Annotated in this window: 15 protein-coding genes; 7 read left to right on the top strand and 8 right to left on the bottom strand. The window is 71.9% G+C overall.

What is annotated here, in order from left to right; genetic code table 11:
* Both ACN261_RS03070 and ACN261_RS03065 read left to right on the top strand, forming a co-directional pair.
* On the top strand, window positions 1-327 hold the full coding sequence (locus tag ACN261_RS03070) for a hypothetical protein (RefSeq protein WP_088642767.1): 327 nt from the start codon (window positions 1-3) through the stop codon (window positions 325-327).
* A gap of 94 nt (window positions 328-421) precedes the next feature.
* Window positions 422-1222 carry an alpha/beta hydrolase gene (locus tag ACN261_RS03065; protein ID WP_421483862.1) on the top strand — a complete coding sequence of 267 codons (801 nt, stop codon included), beginning with the start codon at window positions 422-424 and terminating at the stop codon, window positions 1220-1222.
* A gap of 16 nt (window positions 1223-1238) precedes the next feature.
* On the opposite strand, the gene ACN261_RS03060 is transcribed toward ACN261_RS03065, so the two are convergent.
* The 4 genes from ACN261_RS03060 to mce all read right to left on the bottom strand — a co-directional run bounded on the left by ACN261_RS03060 (window position 1239) and on the right by mce (window position 7133).
* On the bottom strand, window positions 1239-2498 hold the full coding sequence (locus ACN261_RS03060) for an AI-2E family transporter (RefSeq protein ID WP_421483861.1): 1260 nt from the start codon (window positions 2496-2498) through the stop codon (window positions 1239-1241).
* Between the two features lie 141 nt (window positions 2499-2639).
* Window positions 2640-4880, bottom strand: coding sequence for a hypothetical protein (locus tag ACN261_RS03055; RefSeq protein WP_425848302.1), 2241 nt, complete (start codon window positions 4878-4880; stop codon window positions 2640-2642).
* Between the two features lie 177 nt (window positions 4881-5057).
* Window positions 5058-6323 (bottom strand): DivIVA domain-containing protein, encoded by a 1266-nt coding sequence (locus tag ACN261_RS03050; RefSeq protein ID WP_421483859.1) that lies wholly within the window; start codon window positions 6321-6323, stop codon window positions 5058-5060.
* A gap of 333 nt (window positions 6324-6656) precedes the next feature.
* The gene (mce, locus tag ACN261_RS03045) at window positions 6657-7133 is read right to left on the bottom strand and encodes a methylmalonyl-CoA epimerase (RefSeq protein WP_421483858.1); all 477 of its coding nucleotides are present in this window, start codon (window positions 7131-7133) and stop codon (window positions 6657-6659) included.
* A gap of 64 nt (window positions 7134-7197) precedes the next feature.
* Between mce and ACN261_RS03040 the strand changes: the two genes are divergently transcribed.
* The 3 genes from ACN261_RS03040 to ACN261_RS03030 all read left to right on the top strand — a co-directional run bounded on the left by ACN261_RS03040 (window position 7198) and on the right by ACN261_RS03030 (window position 10013).
* A complete protein-coding gene (locus ACN261_RS03040) occupies window positions 7198-8391 on the top strand; it encodes an acetyl-CoA C-acetyltransferase (RefSeq protein WP_421483857.1) in 1194 nt (397 codons plus the stop codon).
* Between the two features lie 263 nt (window positions 8392-8654).
* Window positions 8655-9590: a methylmalonyl Co-A mutase-associated GTPase MeaB gene (gene meaB, locus ACN261_RS03035; protein ID WP_421486909.1), complete on the top strand. Its 936-nt coding sequence runs from the start codon at window positions 8655-8657 to the stop codon at window positions 9588-9590.
* Between the two features lie 165 nt (window positions 9591-9755).
* Window positions 9756-10013, top strand: coding sequence for a hypothetical protein (locus ACN261_RS03030; protein ID WP_282343708.1), 258 nt, complete (start codon window positions 9756-9758; stop codon window positions 10011-10013).
* 63 nt (window positions 10014-10076) lie between these two features.
* On the opposite strand, the gene ACN261_RS03025 is transcribed toward ACN261_RS03030, so the two are convergent.
* From ACN261_RS03025 to ACN261_RS03010, 4 genes are all read right to left on the bottom strand, one after another.
* Entirely contained in the window at window positions 10077-10661 is a 585-nt protein-coding gene (locus tag ACN261_RS03025) for a TetR/AcrR family transcriptional regulator (RefSeq protein ID WP_421483856.1), read from the bottom strand.
* 15 nt (window positions 10662-10676) lie between these two features.
* Window positions 10677-11411 (bottom strand): ABC transporter ATP-binding protein, encoded by a 735-nt coding sequence (locus ACN261_RS03020; RefSeq protein WP_425848298.1) that lies wholly within the window; start codon window positions 11409-11411, stop codon window positions 10677-10679.
* The gene (locus ACN261_RS03015) at window positions 11408-12487 is read right to left on the bottom strand and encodes an ABC transporter permease (RefSeq protein WP_425848297.1); all 1080 of its coding nucleotides are present in this window, start codon (window positions 12485-12487) and stop codon (window positions 11408-11410) included. The genes ACN261_RS03020 and ACN261_RS03015 overlap by 4 nt, the downstream gene beginning before the upstream one ends.
* A gap of 94 nt (window positions 12488-12581) precedes the next feature.
* The gene (locus tag ACN261_RS03010; protein ID WP_282273946.1) at window positions 12582-13361 is read right to left on the bottom strand and encodes a transposase family protein; all 780 of its coding nucleotides are present in this window, start codon (window positions 13359-13361) and stop codon (window positions 12582-12584) included.
* Window positions 13362-13438: 77 nt separating this feature from the next.
* Between ACN261_RS03010 and ACN261_RS03005 the strand changes: the two genes are divergently transcribed.
* Both ACN261_RS03005 and ACN261_RS03000 read left to right on the top strand, forming a co-directional pair.
* The gene (locus ACN261_RS03005) at window positions 13439-14038 is read left to right on the top strand and encodes an AAA family ATPase (RefSeq protein WP_282265643.1); all 600 of its coding nucleotides are present in this window, start codon (window positions 13439-13441) and stop codon (window positions 14036-14038) included.
* A 326-nt stretch (window positions 14039-14364) separates the two neighbouring features.
* Window positions 14365-16053, top strand: coding sequence for an acyl-CoA mutase large subunit family protein (locus ACN261_RS03000; RefSeq protein WP_425848294.1), 1689 nt, complete (start codon window positions 14365-14367; stop codon window positions 16051-16053).
* Window positions 16054-16158 lie beyond the last annotated feature (105 nt).

Raw genomic sequence — 16158 nt, 5'->3', positions numbered from 1 at the left:
GTGAGCCCCCGTCGCAACCGTCCCCGCCGCGAGGACACCGGCCAGTTGGACGCCGAACGGGCCCGGCACGGCGTGGAGTCGGTGCAGCAGTGGCGCGACGGCGAGTGGCAGGTACGCGGGATCAGCGGCGGGGCGTCCGTCAAGACGTACCGCTGCCCCGGATGTGACCAGGAGATCCGACCCGGGGTGGCGCACCTGGTGGCCTGGCCGGCCGACGGCGCGGGTGACCTCACCGACCGGCGGCACTGGCACAACGGCTGCTGGCGGGCCCGGGACCGGCGGGGACCGAACCTGCTGCGCGGCCGGGGCGCTCCCCGCTACGGCTGACCGGTCCGGCCCGGCCGCCCGGCGCGAGCGATCTGGATCACCCCGGTTCCGCCCCGGGCGAGCGACGGCGGCGGGTTCGGGTCAGACTGGGGCGGTGAGCACACCGATCCGCGCGTCGTCGATCCTGCCCGGCCACCGGGAGGACATCGAGCTGCACACCGCCGACGGCCTGCGGCTCGTCGGCGAGCTGGCCCGCCCGGTCGACCGGACGCCGGCGGGCACCCTGGTCTGCCTGCACCCGCTGCCCACCCACGGCGGAATGATGGACAGTCACGTCTTCCGCAAGGCGGCCTGGCGGCTGCCCGCCCTGGCCGACCTGGCGGTGCTCCGGTTCAACACCCGGGGCACCGGCAGCGTGCGGGGCACCAGCGAGGGCGCGTTCGACAACGCGGTGGGCGAACGGTTCGACGTCGCCGCCGCCATCGAGTACGCCGAGTTCCACGAGCTGCCGAACATCTGGCTGGTGGGCTGGTCGTTCGGCACCGACCTGACCCTGAAGTACGGCTGCGACCCGGCGGTGGCCGGGGCGATCCTGCTCTCCCCGCCGTTGCGTTTCTCGCAGCCCGCCGACCTGGCCGTCTGGGCGGAGTCGGGTCGGCCGCTGACCGCGCTGGTGCCCGAGTTCGACGACTACCTTCGCCCCGAGGAGGCCCGGCGGCGCTTCGCGGTGGTGCCGCAGGCCGAGGTCGTCGGCGTGCCCGGGGCCAAGCACCTCTGGGTGGGCGACGCCGAGCGGGTGCTCGACGAGATCGTCAGGCGGGTGAACCCGGCGGTGCCGCTGCCGCTGCCGACGAGCTGGGACGGCCCGATGGAGACCGGTGACGTCAGCGCGTACGCCGACCGGACGGTGGCCGCCTTCGCCGACACCCCCGTACCCGGGCCCGCCGCCGACTGAGCCACTTCCGGTCGGCTCAGCGGCGGTCCTGGCGGGGGAGCACCACCTCGCGCAGGATGAGCTGGAGGGCGGCGACGACCGGGATGGCGATCAGTGCGCCGACCACCCCCATCAGCGCCACCCCGAGCAGGGCGGCGAGCAGCGCGGCCACCTCGTTGACCTCCACCGATCGCCGCATGATCTTCGGGTAGATGAGGTAGTTCTCCACCTGCTGGTAGAGCACGAAGAAGACCGCGCAGGCGATGCCGATCGGCAGCGCGGTGGCGAAGCCGACCAGGCTGACGACCACCGCGCCGAGGGTGGCCCCGATCTGCGGGATCAGGTCGGTCACCGCCACCACCACGGCCAGCGCGAACGGGTAGGGCAGCCCGACGACCAGGGCGAAGACGAAGCTGGTCGCGCCGGCCAGCACCGCGATGCTCAGCGCCCCCACCATGTACGCGCCGACCTTGGTGAGGATCTCGTCGCCGATCAGGCTGACCCGCTGCCGGCGTGACCTCGGCACCAACGCGTACCCGAGGTCGCGCAACCGGTCGAAGTAGGCCAGGAAGTAGATCGTCAGCACCAGCACGGTGAGCACCCGGAAGATCGTGCCGAAGATCAACTGGGCGCCGCCGAGGACGCCGCCGAGCGCCCGGCCCACGGTGTCCGCGTTCGCCAGCTCCTGCACCCGCCGCATCACGTCGTACCGGACCACCAGGTCGTTGACCGTGCGGTTGCGGCGCAGCTCCTCGACGTAGCTGGGGAGCTGCTCGATGAACTGCCCGGTCTGCGTCACCACGGGCGGCACCAGCGCCACCAGCCCGGCGACGATCAGCAGCACCAGGGTCAGCGCCACCACCGTCACCGCCAGCCCGTGCGGCAACCCCCAGCGGCGCAGCCGGACCACCGCCGGGTTGAGCCCCACCGCCAGGAAGAGCGCGATCACCACCAGGACCAGGATGCCGCCGGCATTGCGGATGCCCAGGAACACGGTGTACGCCAGCAGCACGCCGAGCGCCCCGGTGAAGCCGACCAGGAAACTGCTGCGCCGCAGTGGCCGCCCGGGTCGACCGAACCGCCCCGAGCCGGTGGCGACCGACCCGGCGGTGTCGTCGTCGGAGGCGTCCCGCCCCGGCTCGTCGCGTGCCGCCGCATCCTGGACCGGGGCCGCAGGCCCAGGTGCCGGTTCGTCCCGTGTCGTGGGGCGGGTGGTGGGGGCGTCGGCGTCCGTCGGTACGACTTCAGGGGCGCCGTCCCGGGTCGCGTCGTCGCGTGCCGGGCCGTGCTGTGCCACCGGACCTCCCCAGTTCCGCCCCGGCGCGGCACACCGGAGCGGATCAGCCGATCCACCCGACGGCCACCTACCGTACGGGCTCCTGCCCGCAGGGTAGTGGGGCGGGTGCCCCGCCGGCCACCCCGGGGCACCCCACCGTGGTCACTCGGACTCGACGGTCACCGTGCTCGGCTTGGCGCTGCGCTCGTCGGTGGTCGGCTTGCTGGGCCGCTTGCCGTTCTCCCCGGTACTGGTGATCTTCGTCGGGGTGGCGCCCCGACCGGCGGTGCCCGGAACCGCGGCGACCGTCGGTTCACCGTCCACTCCGGCGCTCGCCGTTCCGCCGTCCACCGTGGTCACCGGCTCGGACTTCGGCTTCGCGGCACCGCCCGTACCGCCGGTCGGCTTCGTGCCGTTGCTGCCCGGACCGCCGGCCGGCCTGGTCACGGCCACGACCGGGTCCGCACCGGCGACGACCGGCTTCTTCCCGGCGTCGCTGTCGGCGGAGGGCTTGGCGCTGTCGACCGCACCGGAGCCCACCGGCTGCGGTGCCGGGGCGTCGGTGGCACGCGTCGGCTTCGGTTTCCTGCCGTTGCCGAGCGGACCCGACGCCGGCCGGTCGCCGTCCGGGGACGGCGTCACCGCGTCGCTGCCCACCGGCGTCGCGGCGCGCGTCCGCAGGGCGGTGGCCTCCCGTAGCAGCTCGTCGTGCTCCTGCCGCGCCTGCCAGGTCTCCTGACGCAGGTCGGCGAGCTGCTGCTGGGCCTGGGCGATCTCCAGCATCACCCGGGCGAGCTGCTGCCGGCCCGCCGCCGCCTCCTGCTGGGTGGCGGCGAGGTGCTGCTGGGTGGTCGCCAGGTGCTGCTGGGTCGTGGCTGCGTACTCGTCGAACTGCCGGCGGGAGGCGGCGACGTGCTCGTCGGCCTGGCGACGCTTCTCGGCGGTCTCCCGCTCGACCCGGTCGAGCAGCTCGGTGGTCTCCTGCTCCACCCGCCGACGCAGCTCGGTGGTCTCCTGCTCCACCCGCCGACGCAGCTCGGTGGTCTCCTGCTCGGCCGTGCGGCGCAGCGTCGCCGCGTCCGCCTCGGCGGCCCGGCGGATCTCGGCCGCACCCTGCTCGATCTCGTCCCGCCGGGCGGCCCACTCCCGCTCCAGTTCGGCCTGCCGCGTGCCGTGCTGCTGTTCCAGCTCGTCGTGCCGGGCCCGGTGCTTGCGGTCCAGTTCGTCGCGGTGCTTGGCGAACTCCTGCTCGGCGGCGGCCCGACGCTGGGCCAGCTCCCGGTCGGCGGCCTCCCGCCGGCCGTTGACCTCCTGCTCCACCCCTGCGCGCCAGGCCCCCAGCTCCTGCTGCGTCTGGGCGCGGGACTGCTGCACGTACGCCTCGGTCTCGGTGCGCATCCGCTGCACGTACGCCTCGGCCTCGGCCCGGCTGCGTCGGGCCGCCTCGGTCGCCTCGGTGGTCAGCCGCTGCGCCTCCTGCCGGGCCCGTTCCCGGGTCGCCTTGGCCGCGCCGTCGGCGTCGTCGGTGACCTGCTTGGCCTGCTGGAGCGCCTTGGCGTGGGTGGCGCGGCTGGTCTCCGTCGCCGAATCGACGAGCCGCCGGGCCTCCTGCTGCGCCTTGAGGTGCACCTCCTTGGCGGCCTCGCGCAGGTCGGTGGCCTCCTTCTGGGCCTTGGCCAGCGCCGCCTTCGCCGTCTCACGGAGCTTGGTGGCCTCCTGCTGGGCCCGGGCGTGGATCTCCTTGGCGGTGTCGCGGAGCTGGGTGGCCTCCTGCTGGGCCCGGTTCAGGGCCTCCTGGGCGGCGGTCCGCAACCGGTTGGACTCGTCCTCGGCGGTGGCACGCAGCAGGGTCGCCTCGTCCTTGGCGGTGCTGCGCAGCCGTGCGGCCTCCTGCTTGGCGGTACGCACGGCGGCGTCGGCCTCGGCCTTGCGGGCCGTGGTGTGCCGTTCCTCCTCGGCACGCCGGGCGGCGAGCGCGATCTCGAAGTCCTTGAGGGCCCGGGCGGCCTGCTCACGGGCCTCGTCGATGATGTGCTCGGCGGCGGCCCGACGGGCCTCGATCTCCTCGTTGGCGGCGACCAGGATGGCGTCCGCCTGCTCCTCGGCGAGGGCGAGGATCTGCTCGACCCGGGGGCCGAGATGCTTGAAGGAGGCCCGGTCCACCACCCCGACCTGCTTGCGCACCTGGGCGAGATCCCGCTGCAGGTGCTCGACCTGACCGGCCAACTTGTGGATCTGGGTGTACGCCTGTTCCCGCTCACCCGTCAGCGTGGCGATCTCGTGCTCCGCACGAGCGACGTACCGGTCGACCTGTCGTTTGTCGTATCCCCGCAGAGCGGACTCGAAGCTGGGCTCCGTCGTCACATCCCCGCCGAGAGCGAACAGTTCCTCGCCGTGCGACATGCCCCCATCCTCACACGCATCCGGCCCTCCGGGGGCGATACGGACGCCGCTGTGGGGAGCTGTTTCAGTGCTGTCCCGCGACAGGGTGTCACAGGGCGGGAACGGGCGCGGCGCGGGGGTGCACCGGTCATCCGGTGTCCCTCCGCGCCGCGACTCATGCCCCGTCGATGCGTTCGGTCAGCTGGCGGTCTCCGCGGTCGCCCGGGACTCGGCGTCGGCCTTGGCCGGCTCCGGCTTGGCCGGCGCGGCGGCCTGCTGCTGGGCCGGTACGCCCGGCACGATCCCGGCCAGGCCGGAGAGCATCTGGCCGAGCTGCGAGGTGACCGCGTCCTTCTGGCGGGTGAGGTCCTCCACCTCGCGGCGGGCCGCCTGGGTGGTCAGGTCCGCCTCGGTGCGCGCCTCGGTGAGCAGCCGCTTCGCCTCGGCCTTGGCCTCGTTGAGGGTCTTCTCGGCCAACGCCTTGGCCTTGTCGACGGTGTCGTTGGCGGTGCGCTCGGACTCGACCCGGCGGGCCTCGGCGCGCTGCTCGATCTCCTTGGCCCGCTCCTGGGCGGCCCGCGCCCGCTGCTCGGCCTCGCCGACCAGCTTCTGGGTCTGCGCCACCTGGGCGGCGTGCCGCTCCGACTCCTCGCGCTCGGCCTTCTCCCGCCGCTCGGCGAGCTGGAGCTCCAGCGCCTGAAGGTCCTTGTCCCGCTTGTCGCGGGCGTCGGTGAGCAGCTTGGTGGCCTCGGCGCGCTTCTCCTCGGCCTCCCGCGCGGCCTTCGCCCGCTGCTGGGTGATCTCCCGCTCGGCGGTGGCGCGCAGGGTGGCGACTTCCCGCTCGACGGTGGACTTCAGCTCGGCCACCTCGTGCGCGGTGACCGTACGCAGCTGCTTGGTCTCCCGGTCGGCGTCGGCGCGCAGCGTGTCGGCCTCCCGACGGGCCTGCACCCGGGCCTCGGCGGCCTCCCGCTCGGCGGCGGTGCGGACGGTGCCGGCCTCCCGCTCGGCGGTGGCCTTCATCGCGGCGGCCTCGGCGCGCGCCTTGTCGGTGATCTCCCGCGCCTCCAGCCGGGCAGCGGAGAGGATCCCTTCCGACTCGCGCTTGGCCTCGTTGCGGTGGTCGTTGGCCTGCTCCTCGGCCAGCCGCAGGATCTGCTCGACCCGGGTGCCGAGACCCGAGAGGGTCGGCCGGCTGTTCTCCTCGAGCTGCTTGTTGGTGTCGGTGAGCTTCTGCTCGAGCGCGGCCTGCCGCTGCTCGGCCTGGCGGAGCCGACGCTGGGCGTCGTTCATCCGCTGCTCGGCCTCGGCGCGGGCCTGCTCCGACTGGGTCAGTGCGGCCGTCATCCGACCGAGGAAGTCGTCGACCTGGTGGGTGTTGTATCCACGCAGGCCCACCGTGAAGTCGGGCTGCGAGTTCGCGTTATCGAAGAACGCGAGAGGGGAGGACTGCTGCTGGGGCATTGGGACATACTTGCAGACCCCCCGGGGTCGTTCGCAAGAGCGGTGCCGAGCTTTCGTGTCCTCTTTACATGGTCCACCGGGTCGTACCGGCGGCCGGCACCAAACGGCGATCTTGGCAGGTCCGGGCGGCCCCGCCGCCGCTGCCGCCCGCTATCCCGGCAGTGCCCGACCCCTTTCCCCGCCACCCCCGGAATAGCACCCCCGCACAATGCCCGCCCCGGTCCGCCCCGCCCCGGTGATCAAGAGGTTTGCGTCAGGTCTGGAGATCGAGATGACGCAAACCTCTTGATCGACACGGAAGGGGCGGGGTGGGGACGCGGGGAGAGGACAGTGTCAGTGGGGGGTGTCGGCGGGTTGGACGAGTTCGACGAGGACGCCGCCGGCGGCCTTGGGATGGACGAAGTTGACCCGGGAGTTGGCGGTGCCGCGCTTCGGGGTGTCGTAGAGCAGCCGTACGCCGCGTTCGCGCAGGATCGCGCAGGCCGCGTCGATGTCGGCGACCGTGTACGCCACCTGCTGCACCCCGGGGCCGTTGCGGTCGAGGAACTTGGCGATGGTCGACTCCGGCGACAACGGGGCGAGCAGCTGCACGCAGCCACCCTCGGCGGTCGGGCCGACGGCCATCATCGCCTCGCGTACGCCCTGCTCGGTGTTGGTCTCCTCGTGTATGCAGCGCATCCCGAAGGTGCGCTGATAGAAGTCGATCGCGGCGTCCAGGTCGGCGACCGCGACCCCGACGTGGTCGATACGGCGCAGCCCGATGTCTGTGACGTAGTCGGCAGCGGGCTCGACGGGGGAGTTCTCAGCCATGACGCTAGTCTGGCCGAACAGCCGTTAAGGCGTACAGCTCGGTACCCCCCCTCGGAGGCAGACAGTGGCATCGGTCATCGTCAGCGGCGCGCGGACCCCGATGGGCCGGCTGCTGGGCAACCTGAAGGACCTGCCGGCGACGAAGCTCGGCGGCATCGCGATCAAGGCGGCGCTGGAGCGCGCCGGGGTCGCCCCGGACCAGGTGCAGTACGTGATCATGGGCCAGGTGCTCCAGGCCGGTGCCGGGCAGATCCCCGCCCGGCAGGCGGCGGTGGAGGCGGGCATCCCGATGTCGGTGCCGGCGCTGAGCATCAACAAGGTGTGCCTCTCCGGCCTGGACGCGATCGCCCTGGCCGACCAGCTCATCCGGGCCGGCGAGTTCGACATCGTGGTGGCCGGTGGCATGGAGTCGATGACCAACGCCCCGCACCTGCTGCTCGGCCAGCGCGCCGGCTACAAGTACGGCGACGTGACGATCAAGGACCACATGGCCCACGACGGGCTCAGCGACGCCTGGGACTGCTGCTCGATGGGCGAGTCCACCGAGCGGCTCGGCGCACGGCACGGCATCACCCGCGAGGAGCAGGACGCGTTCGCGGCGGCCAGCCACCAGCGGGCCGCCGCCGCCCAGAAGAACGGCCACTTCGCCGACGAGATCACCCCGGTGGTCATCCCGCAGCGCAAGGGCGACCCGCTGGTGATCAGCGAGGACGAGGGCATCCGGCCGGACACCACCGCCGAGTCGCTGGCCAAGCTGCGGCCCGCGTTCACCAGGGACGGCACGATCACCGCCGGCTCCTCGTCGCCGATCTCGGACGGCGCGGCGGCAGTGGTCGTGATGAGCAAGGCCAAGGCGAACGAGCTGGGCCTGGCCTGGTTGGCCGAGGTCGGCGCGCACGGCAACGTGGCGGGCCCGGACAACTCCCTGCACTCGCAGCCGTCCAACGCCATCCAGCACGCCCTGAAGAAGGGTGGCCTGAGCATCGACGACCTCGACCTCATCGAGATCAACGAGGCGTTCGCCCAGGTCGGCATCCAGTCCGCGCGGGATCTCGGGGTCAGCGCCGACAAGATCAACGTCAACGGCGGGGCCATCGCGCTGGGGCACCCGATCGGCATGTCCGGTGCCCGGCTGGTGCTCACCCTCGCGCTGGAGTTGAAGCGGCGCGGCGGCGGCACCGGTGCGGCGGCACTCTGCGGCGGTGGCGGCCAGGGCGACGCCCTGATCATCCACGTGCCGGCCGACGCCCAGGGCTGACCCGCGCCCCGGGCCCGCGAGCGTGGGGAGTGACAGGGGTTGGCGGGCCCCGCAGTCGTGAGCGAGGGTGGCTCGGTGGTGAGCGCGAGGAGTGAGCGGGGTTTGCGGGCCCCGCAGTCGTAGGGCGAAGGTGGCTCGGTGGTGAGCGCGAGGAGTGAGCGGGGTTTGCGAGCCCCGCAGTCGTGAGCGAAGGTGGCCCAGTGACTGTCGAGAACGCCCCCGCCCCGGCCGCTGTCCCGGTTCGTCGCAGTCGGGACGTACCGATGCTGGTGGCCCGGGCGCGTGAGGGTGACCCCCGTGCGGTGGCCCGGCTGATCACCCTGGTGGAGTCCGGTGACGAGGTGCTGCCGCAGGTGGCGGCGGCGCTCGCGCCGTACGCCGGGCAGGCCCAGGTGGTCGGGTTGACCGGCTCCCCGGGGGTGGGCAAGTCGACCACCACCAACGAACTGGTGCGGGCGTTACGGGCGGGCGGGCACCGGGTCGGGGTGCTGGCCATCGACCCGTCCAGCCCGTTCACCGGCGGGGCGATCCTCGGCGACCGGGTGCGGATGCAGGATCATGCCACCGACCCGGGCGTCTACATCCGGTCGATGTCCAGCCGGGGCCACCTCGGCGGGCTCTCCGCGGCGACCCCGCAGGCGGTCCGGGTGCTGGAGGGCGCCGGCTGCGACGTGGTGCTGGTGGAGACGGTCGGGGTCGGCCAGGCCGAGGTGGAGGTGGCCTCGCTCGCCGACACCACGCTGGTGCTGCTCGCCCCGGGCATGGGTGACGCGATCCAGGCGGTCAAGGCCGGCATCCTGGAGATCGCCGACGTCTTCGTGGTCAACAAGGCCGACCGGGACGGCGTCGACAACACCGTCCGCGACATCCAGGGCATGATCGCGCTGGGCGAGCGCGGGCCGGGGCAGTGGCGGCCGCAGGTGGTCCGGTCGGTCGCCGCGCGCGGCGAGGGGATCGACGACATCGCCGCCGCGATCGACAAGCACCGGGCCTGGCTGGAGCAGCACGACGAGCTGCGCCGCCGCCGGGAGAAGCGGGCCGCCGCCGAGATCGAGGCGATCGCGCTGGGCACCCTGCGCGCCCGCATCGGTTCCCTGCGCGACGGTACGGAGCTGCCGGCGCTCGCCGCGAAGGTCGCCGAGGGGGCGCTGGACCCGTACGCGGCGGCGGAGGAGTTGTTGGCCCAGATCAGCTCCTGACCGGGGCTGCGGGCCGGACACCACCTGCCCTTTTCGGGCGGCGTATTGCTGCTCTTGAATGCCGTGATGTACGCGTGTATACAGGAACAGCGAAACTGATCTCGGGTCCGGGCACATTCTGTCGCCCGGGGCGCGGTCTCCGAACCGAGGAAGGGAAGGAATACCGTGACCAGGATCGGAACAATGGCCACCCGGCTCGGCGTCTCCGGCGCACTCGTCGTCGGCGCGGTGTCGCTGACGTTGGCGACGACGGCGGCCGCCGCGAGCGCCGGCTCGGTGAGCGGCGGTTGGTTCACCAACAGCACCTCCTGTTACCAGGCCGGCAGCAATGCGGTCGAGCTGCCGAATTCGCGGTACCGCGACTATGCCTGCAACTATTCCGCCAGCCACAACCCGCACTGGCACCTGGTCCTCTACACCTGATCGGCACTGCACCCGCGCGCAATGGGGACGGCCATTCCGCCGGCCGCCGCCGGTGGTGTGCGGTCAGCCGGTCGGTTGCCGCAGGTACGGCTCCAGCAGCCCGCGCGCGAGCGAACGGGCCTTGGCCTCCCCGACACCGTTCTCGATCATGTGGGAGGCGGTGTAGACGATCGCCTGGATGAGTTCGGCGGTGCCGGCCGGGTCGGGTGCGCCGTGCTCGGCGAGGGCCTCCACGAGCGGGGCGCGTAACTGCTCGTGGAGGTGACGGCTGGGTTCGGCGAGCGCTTCCGGGGAGGCGATCGCCGACAGTCCGCGGAAGACCGCGTGCTCGCCCTTGGCGACCAGGTGGAGGTTGGCCGTCACGTAGGCGAGGACCCGGTCGCCGGGGGTGGTGGCCCGGCGCATCCGTTGCGTCACGTAGGTCGACCAGCGGGGGAGCAGGTCCACGATGACCGCGTCGAGCAGGTCGGTGCGGGATTTGAAGTACTGGTAGACGCTCGGACGCGCCAGGCCTGTCCGCGCGGCGACCGCGGCCAGGCTCGGCGCTTCCGAGCCACCTTCGGCGAGGATCGACCGGGCGGCGTCCAGTATCGCCGCGCGTTGCCGGGCGCGGTGCTCGGCGACGGTGGCTGCCTGGATCTTCGGCACCGGCGGATCCTTCGGTCAGGCTGGCGTGAGCTTCCCGTCAATCATCTCGTACACCGTGTCGCAGTGCCGCAGGACGTCCTGGTCGTGGGTGACCATGACGGTCGCGACGCCGTGCTCCCGGGTCTCCCGGGCGAGCAGTTCGACGACCTCGTGGCTGCGTACCCGGTCCAGGGCGGCGGTGGGCTCGTCGACCAGCAGCAGCCGGGGGTTGGTGACCAGGGCGCGGGCGATGCCCACCCGCTGACGCTCGCCCCCGGAGAGTTGGTGCGGTCGCCGGTCGGCCTTGCCGGCCATGCCCACCTCGGCCAGCAGGGTGTGCGGGTCACGGGCGGTGCCGTTCGTCACCGGGCCGAACCGGGTCGGTAGCCGGAGCTGGTCCACGGCGGTCAGCGCCGGTAGCAGGTTGCCGGACTGGAACACGAAGCCGACGCTCTCGCGCCGCAGCGTCGTGCGGGTCCGGCGGTTGGCCACCGCCATGTCCCGTCCGGCCACCCGGACCGAGCCGGACGTCGGCATGCTCAACCCGCCGGCGACGGCCAGCAGGCTCGACTTGCCGGCGCCGGAGGGGCCGACCACGGCGACGAACTCGCCGGGAGCGACGGTGAGCGAGACCCCGTCGAGCGCGAGCACGGTGTCCTCACCGTCGCCGAAGCGCAGGCAGACGTCCCGCATGTGCAGCCCGTCGAGCTGACGCCGGGCCGGGTCGCCCGCGCCGGCCGCCGATCCGGGGTTGTCGGTGTGCGTGATCATCGGTTCGCTCCCAACGCCGTCAACGGGTCCACCGCGGCGATCCGGATGATCGCCGCGACCGCTCCCAGCAGGCCGAGCACGATCAGCAGCAGGCTCGCCCCGGCGACCGCAGACGCCTCCAGGGCGAACGGGACACCACCGCCACCGATCAGGCTGCCCAGCCCGACGCCGGCGGCGACGCCGACACCGGCGGCGAGGAGCAACAGGATCAGCGCCTGGGTCAGCCCGTCCCGCAGCAGGAACCGGGTCGGTGCGCCCATCGCCCGCATCACCGCGATCTCGTGCTTGCGCTGGATCGTCCAGACGGTGAAGAACGCCCCCACGACCAGCGCGGAGATCGCGTACAGGAAGTACTGGATCAGTTTGAGCGTGGAGGTCTCCGCGGTGTATCCGGGAGAGGCGCCGAACGACTCGTCGAGCGTCATGCTCTCGGTGCCCGCCGCCCGGTCGCCGTCCGCGAGGTCGACGTCCGCGCCCTGCCTGGCCTGCACCGCGACCGCCGTGATCTCGGTGTAGACGTGGGCCGGGACCGGGTCTTCCGGTCCGAGCCCGGCGCGGATCTCCTGCCAGGTGCGCAGTGGGACGTAGCCCACGTCGACGTGCCCGAACGTGTGCTGGCCGGGCAGGACGCCGATGACCGTGAGGGTGGTGCCGACCCGGTCGACCGTGAGGGTGTCACCGACCCGCAGTCCGGCGTCGACGGCGGTTTGGCTGACCACGATCCCGCCCGGCGCACCGAGCCGGTCGCCCTCGCTGACCTGGGGGGAGAGGAACGATTCGGGCTGTACCCCGAAGAGCGCCAGGTCGATCTCGACGCCCGATCCGCTCTTGGCGTTGGCCAGCGTGTTGCCGTACGCGGTGGCCCGCGCAACGTCGGGCCGGCCGGCCCAGGTGTCGACCGCCTTCATGTCGACCACGCTGCGGGAGAACGCCGAGTCGCGTTGGACGCCGTCGGCGAACGCGAACGAGGTCACCGGCAGTCGTTGCAGGCCGGACACCCCGTCGTTGACCAGCCCCACGGAGAGCCCGGACAGGAGCACCACCAGTACGGCGATGAGCGCGATCACCGCCCCCATCAGCCCGAACCGGGCACGGGCGAACCGAAGCTCGCGGACAGCTAAGGGACGTCTCGTAACTGGGTGGAGACGTTGTCTGCGGCTGGGTCTGTGGTCACCAGGTCAGGGCGATGTTGTGCAGGTTGGCGATGCCGGAAGCAGCAGCGGTCAATGTGCGGGCGGCGCGGCGGTAGTCGCGCAGGATCTTCCAGTTCTTCATCCTGGCCAGGGTGTGTTCGACCTGTGCGCGGACGGTGCGGTGCTGGGCATTCAGGTCCTGCTTCCAGGCCGGTAGCGGGCTGCCGTCGCGGTTCTTGCGGTACGGGATGATCACCTCGGGGTCGCCGCGGTAGCCGCCGTCGGCCATGACGGGCCGTCCGGCCAGCGCCTGGTCGATGCCGGAGGTGCGGTAGACGATCGTGTCGTTGCGGTTGCCCGGCTGGGGCTCGCCGACGGCGATGACCAGGCGGGTGCTGGCGTCGATGGCCACTTGTAGGTTGGTCGAGTACCGGTAGTTCTTGCTCGGCGCCGCGAGGCGGTGGTCTCGCGTCGGGATGAGGGTGCCGTCGACGATGGCGATCTGGTCGACCGGCCGGCGGCGCACGGGTGCGAGGACCAGCAGCGGGCCGAGGGTGTCGATGACTCGGTGCGCGGCGGAATGCGACACTCCGAACAGCGGGCCGATCTGCCGCATCGTCAGGTTCGTGCGCCAGTAAACGGCGACCAGCAGCACCCGGTCGGGAAGATCGAGAGCCCACTGCCGGCCCGGCCGACCGTCAGCAATCCCGTCCCCGCCACGCTCGGCGACCAGGCGGGCCAGCCTGCGGAACTGGGCGGGGGTCAACCCAGTGAACGGGAGGATCCACTCCTGGCGGGCTGCGGAGATCACCTGCACCCACGCATCCTCGATGATCATCCTCAGCGGACAGGCGCGGGGGCCATGAGGAGTGGACGTCTATCAGAGAGGACGACGTGAGCAGCCAGTACATCGTCATTACCGGGGGACCCGGTGCCGGCAAGACCACGCTGATCGACAGCTTGCGGCGTGCCGGTCACGCCTGCGTCGACGAAGCGGGACGACAGATCATCCAGGACCAGCTGTCGATCGGCGGTCAGGCGCTACACGCCGGCGACTCACGACTGTTCGCCGAGGTCATGCTCAGTTGGGAGATCCACTCCTACCGCCAAGCCAGCCAACATCCCGGACCCGTCTTCTTCGACCGAGGGATCCCGGATCTGGTCGGCTACTACCTCCTACTCGGCCAGCCCGTCCCCCCGCATGTGACCGCCGCCGCGCAGCTGTTCCGCTACCACCAGCGTGTGTTCATCGCCCCGCCCTGGCCGCAGATCTACACCACCGACAGCGAACGACACCAAGACTTCGCCGAAGCCGTCCGTACCCACGACGCCATGGTCGCCGCCTACATCCAACACGGCTACCAGCTCAGCACCCTGCCCCGCACCGACGTCGCCTCCCGCGTCCAGTTCATCCAGCAACACACCGCAGCCATCGACCACGGACCTCCCGGATCACCTCGCCCAAGCTGCCCCAAGTTACGAGACGTCCCTTAGGAACATGAGCCCCACCCGGACCCGATTTTTATCGACATCATGTCAGCATGTTAGCAACACCATGTCGGCATGCTCCCGCATCCTCGCTGCCCACCCCCTCCCGCCCCGCGTCACCGCCAGCCTGTCTCCCTCCCACCTGCCCCCGTGATCAAGAGGTTCGCGTCAATCTTCCGGCCGATCGTGACGCGAACCTCTTGATCACCGGGGAGAAGGGGCGAGGTGAGGGGGTGGGGCGGGGGCGGGTCGGGGGTGAGCTTCCTTAGCGATCGTTCAGGCTTCGTTCTACACTCGGGGTTCGGTCGAGGACTCGAGGAGGAGCCCCGCGGATGAACGCCGACGAGATCGCCGCCGGACGGGCACGCTGGCAGGCCCGGTACGACGCCGCGCGCAAGCGGGACGCGGACTTCACCACCCTGTCCGGCACCACCGTGCAACCGGTGTACGGGCCGCCCGAGGGCACCGCGTACCCCGGGTTCGAACGGATCGGCTGGCCGGGCGAGTTCCCGTACACCCGGGGGTTGCACCCCACCGGCTACCGGGGGCGGGCCTGGACGATCCGGCAGTTCGCCGGCTTCGGCAACGCCCGGCAGACCAACGAGCGGTACAAGATGATCCTCGGCGCGGGCGGCGGCGGGCTCTCCGTCGCCTTCGACATGCCGACCCTGATGGGGCGCGACTCCGACGACCCGCAGGCGCTGGGCGAGGTCGGGCACTGCGGGGTCGCGGTGGACTCCGCCGCCGACATGGAGGTGCTCTTCGACGGCATCGACCTGGCCGGCGTCACCACCTCGATGACCATCTCCGGCCCGGCGGTGCCGGTGTTCTGCATGTACCTCGTCGCCGCCGAGCGGCAGGGCGTCGACCTGTCCCGGCTCGACGGCACGTTGCAGACCGACATCTTCAAGGAGTACATCGCGCAGAAGGAGTGGCTGTTCGACCCCGAGCCGCACCTGCGCCTGATCGGCGACCTGATGGAGTACTGCGCCGCCGAGATCCCGCGCTACAAGCCGCTGTCGGTCTCCGGCTACCACATCCGCGAGGCCGGCTCCACCGCCGCACAGGAGCTGGCGTACACCCTGGCCGACGGGTTCGGCTACGTCGAACTGGGGCTCTCGCGCGGGCTCGACGTCAACGTCTTCGCCCCCGGACTGAGCTTCTTCTTCGACGCGCACCTGGACTTCTTCGAGGAGATCGCCAAGTTCCGGGCCGCCCGCCGGATCTGGGCCCGCTGGCTGCGCGACGTCTACGGCGCGACCAGCGAGAAGGCCCTCTGGCTGCGGTTCCACACCCAGACCGCCGGGGTGTCGCTGACCGCACAGCAGCCGGTCAACAACGTGGTACGCACCGCCGTGGAGGCGCTGGCCGCCGTGCTCGGCGGCACCAACTCGCTGCACACCAACGCCCTGGACGAGACCCTCGCCCTGCCCACCGACGAGTCTGCCGAGATCGCCCTGCGCACCCAGCAGGTGCTGATGGAGGAGATCGGGGTGACCAACGTGGCCGACCCGCTCGGCGGCTCCTGGTACGTCGAGGCGCTCACCGACGCCATCGAGGCCGAGGCGGAGGCGATCTTCGCCCGGATCCGGCAGCTCGGTGGCGACGGCCCGCACCGGATCGGCCCGATGACCTCAGGCATCCTGCGCGGCATCGAGGACGGCTGGTTCACCGGCCACATCGCCGAGGCGGCCTTCGTCTACCAGCAGGCCCTCGAAAAGGGCGACAAGAAGATCGTCGGGGTCAACTGCCACACCGGCACGGTCGCCAAGGAGCTGGAGATCCTGCGCATCTCGCACGAGGTGGAGCTGGAGCAGCGCCGGGTGCTCGCCGAGCGCAAGGCCGCCCGCGACGACGCGGCGGTGACGGCGGCGGTGGCCCGCATGATCGAGGTCAGCCGCACCGGCGGCAACATGATCCCCCCGATGCTCGACGCCGTCCGCGCCGAAGCCACCCTGGGTGAAATCTGCGACGCCCTACGCACCGAATGGGGCACCTACCGCGAACCCGCCCGCTTCTGACCCCCCCCACCCCACCCCACCCCCCGGTCGATCATGGAGTTGTGGTGGCGGCAGACCCTCATGAATGGGGCGCTACGCCCACCACAACTCCATGATCGACGGGTC

The organism is Micromonospora sp. WMMD723, assembly GCF_049863385.1.
GTDB lineage: Bacteria > Actinomycetota > Actinomycetes > Mycobacteriales > Micromonosporaceae > Micromonospora > Micromonospora wenchangensis.
Note: the sequence above shows the minus strand (reverse complement) of the source record. Positions and strands in the feature narration are given on the sequence as shown.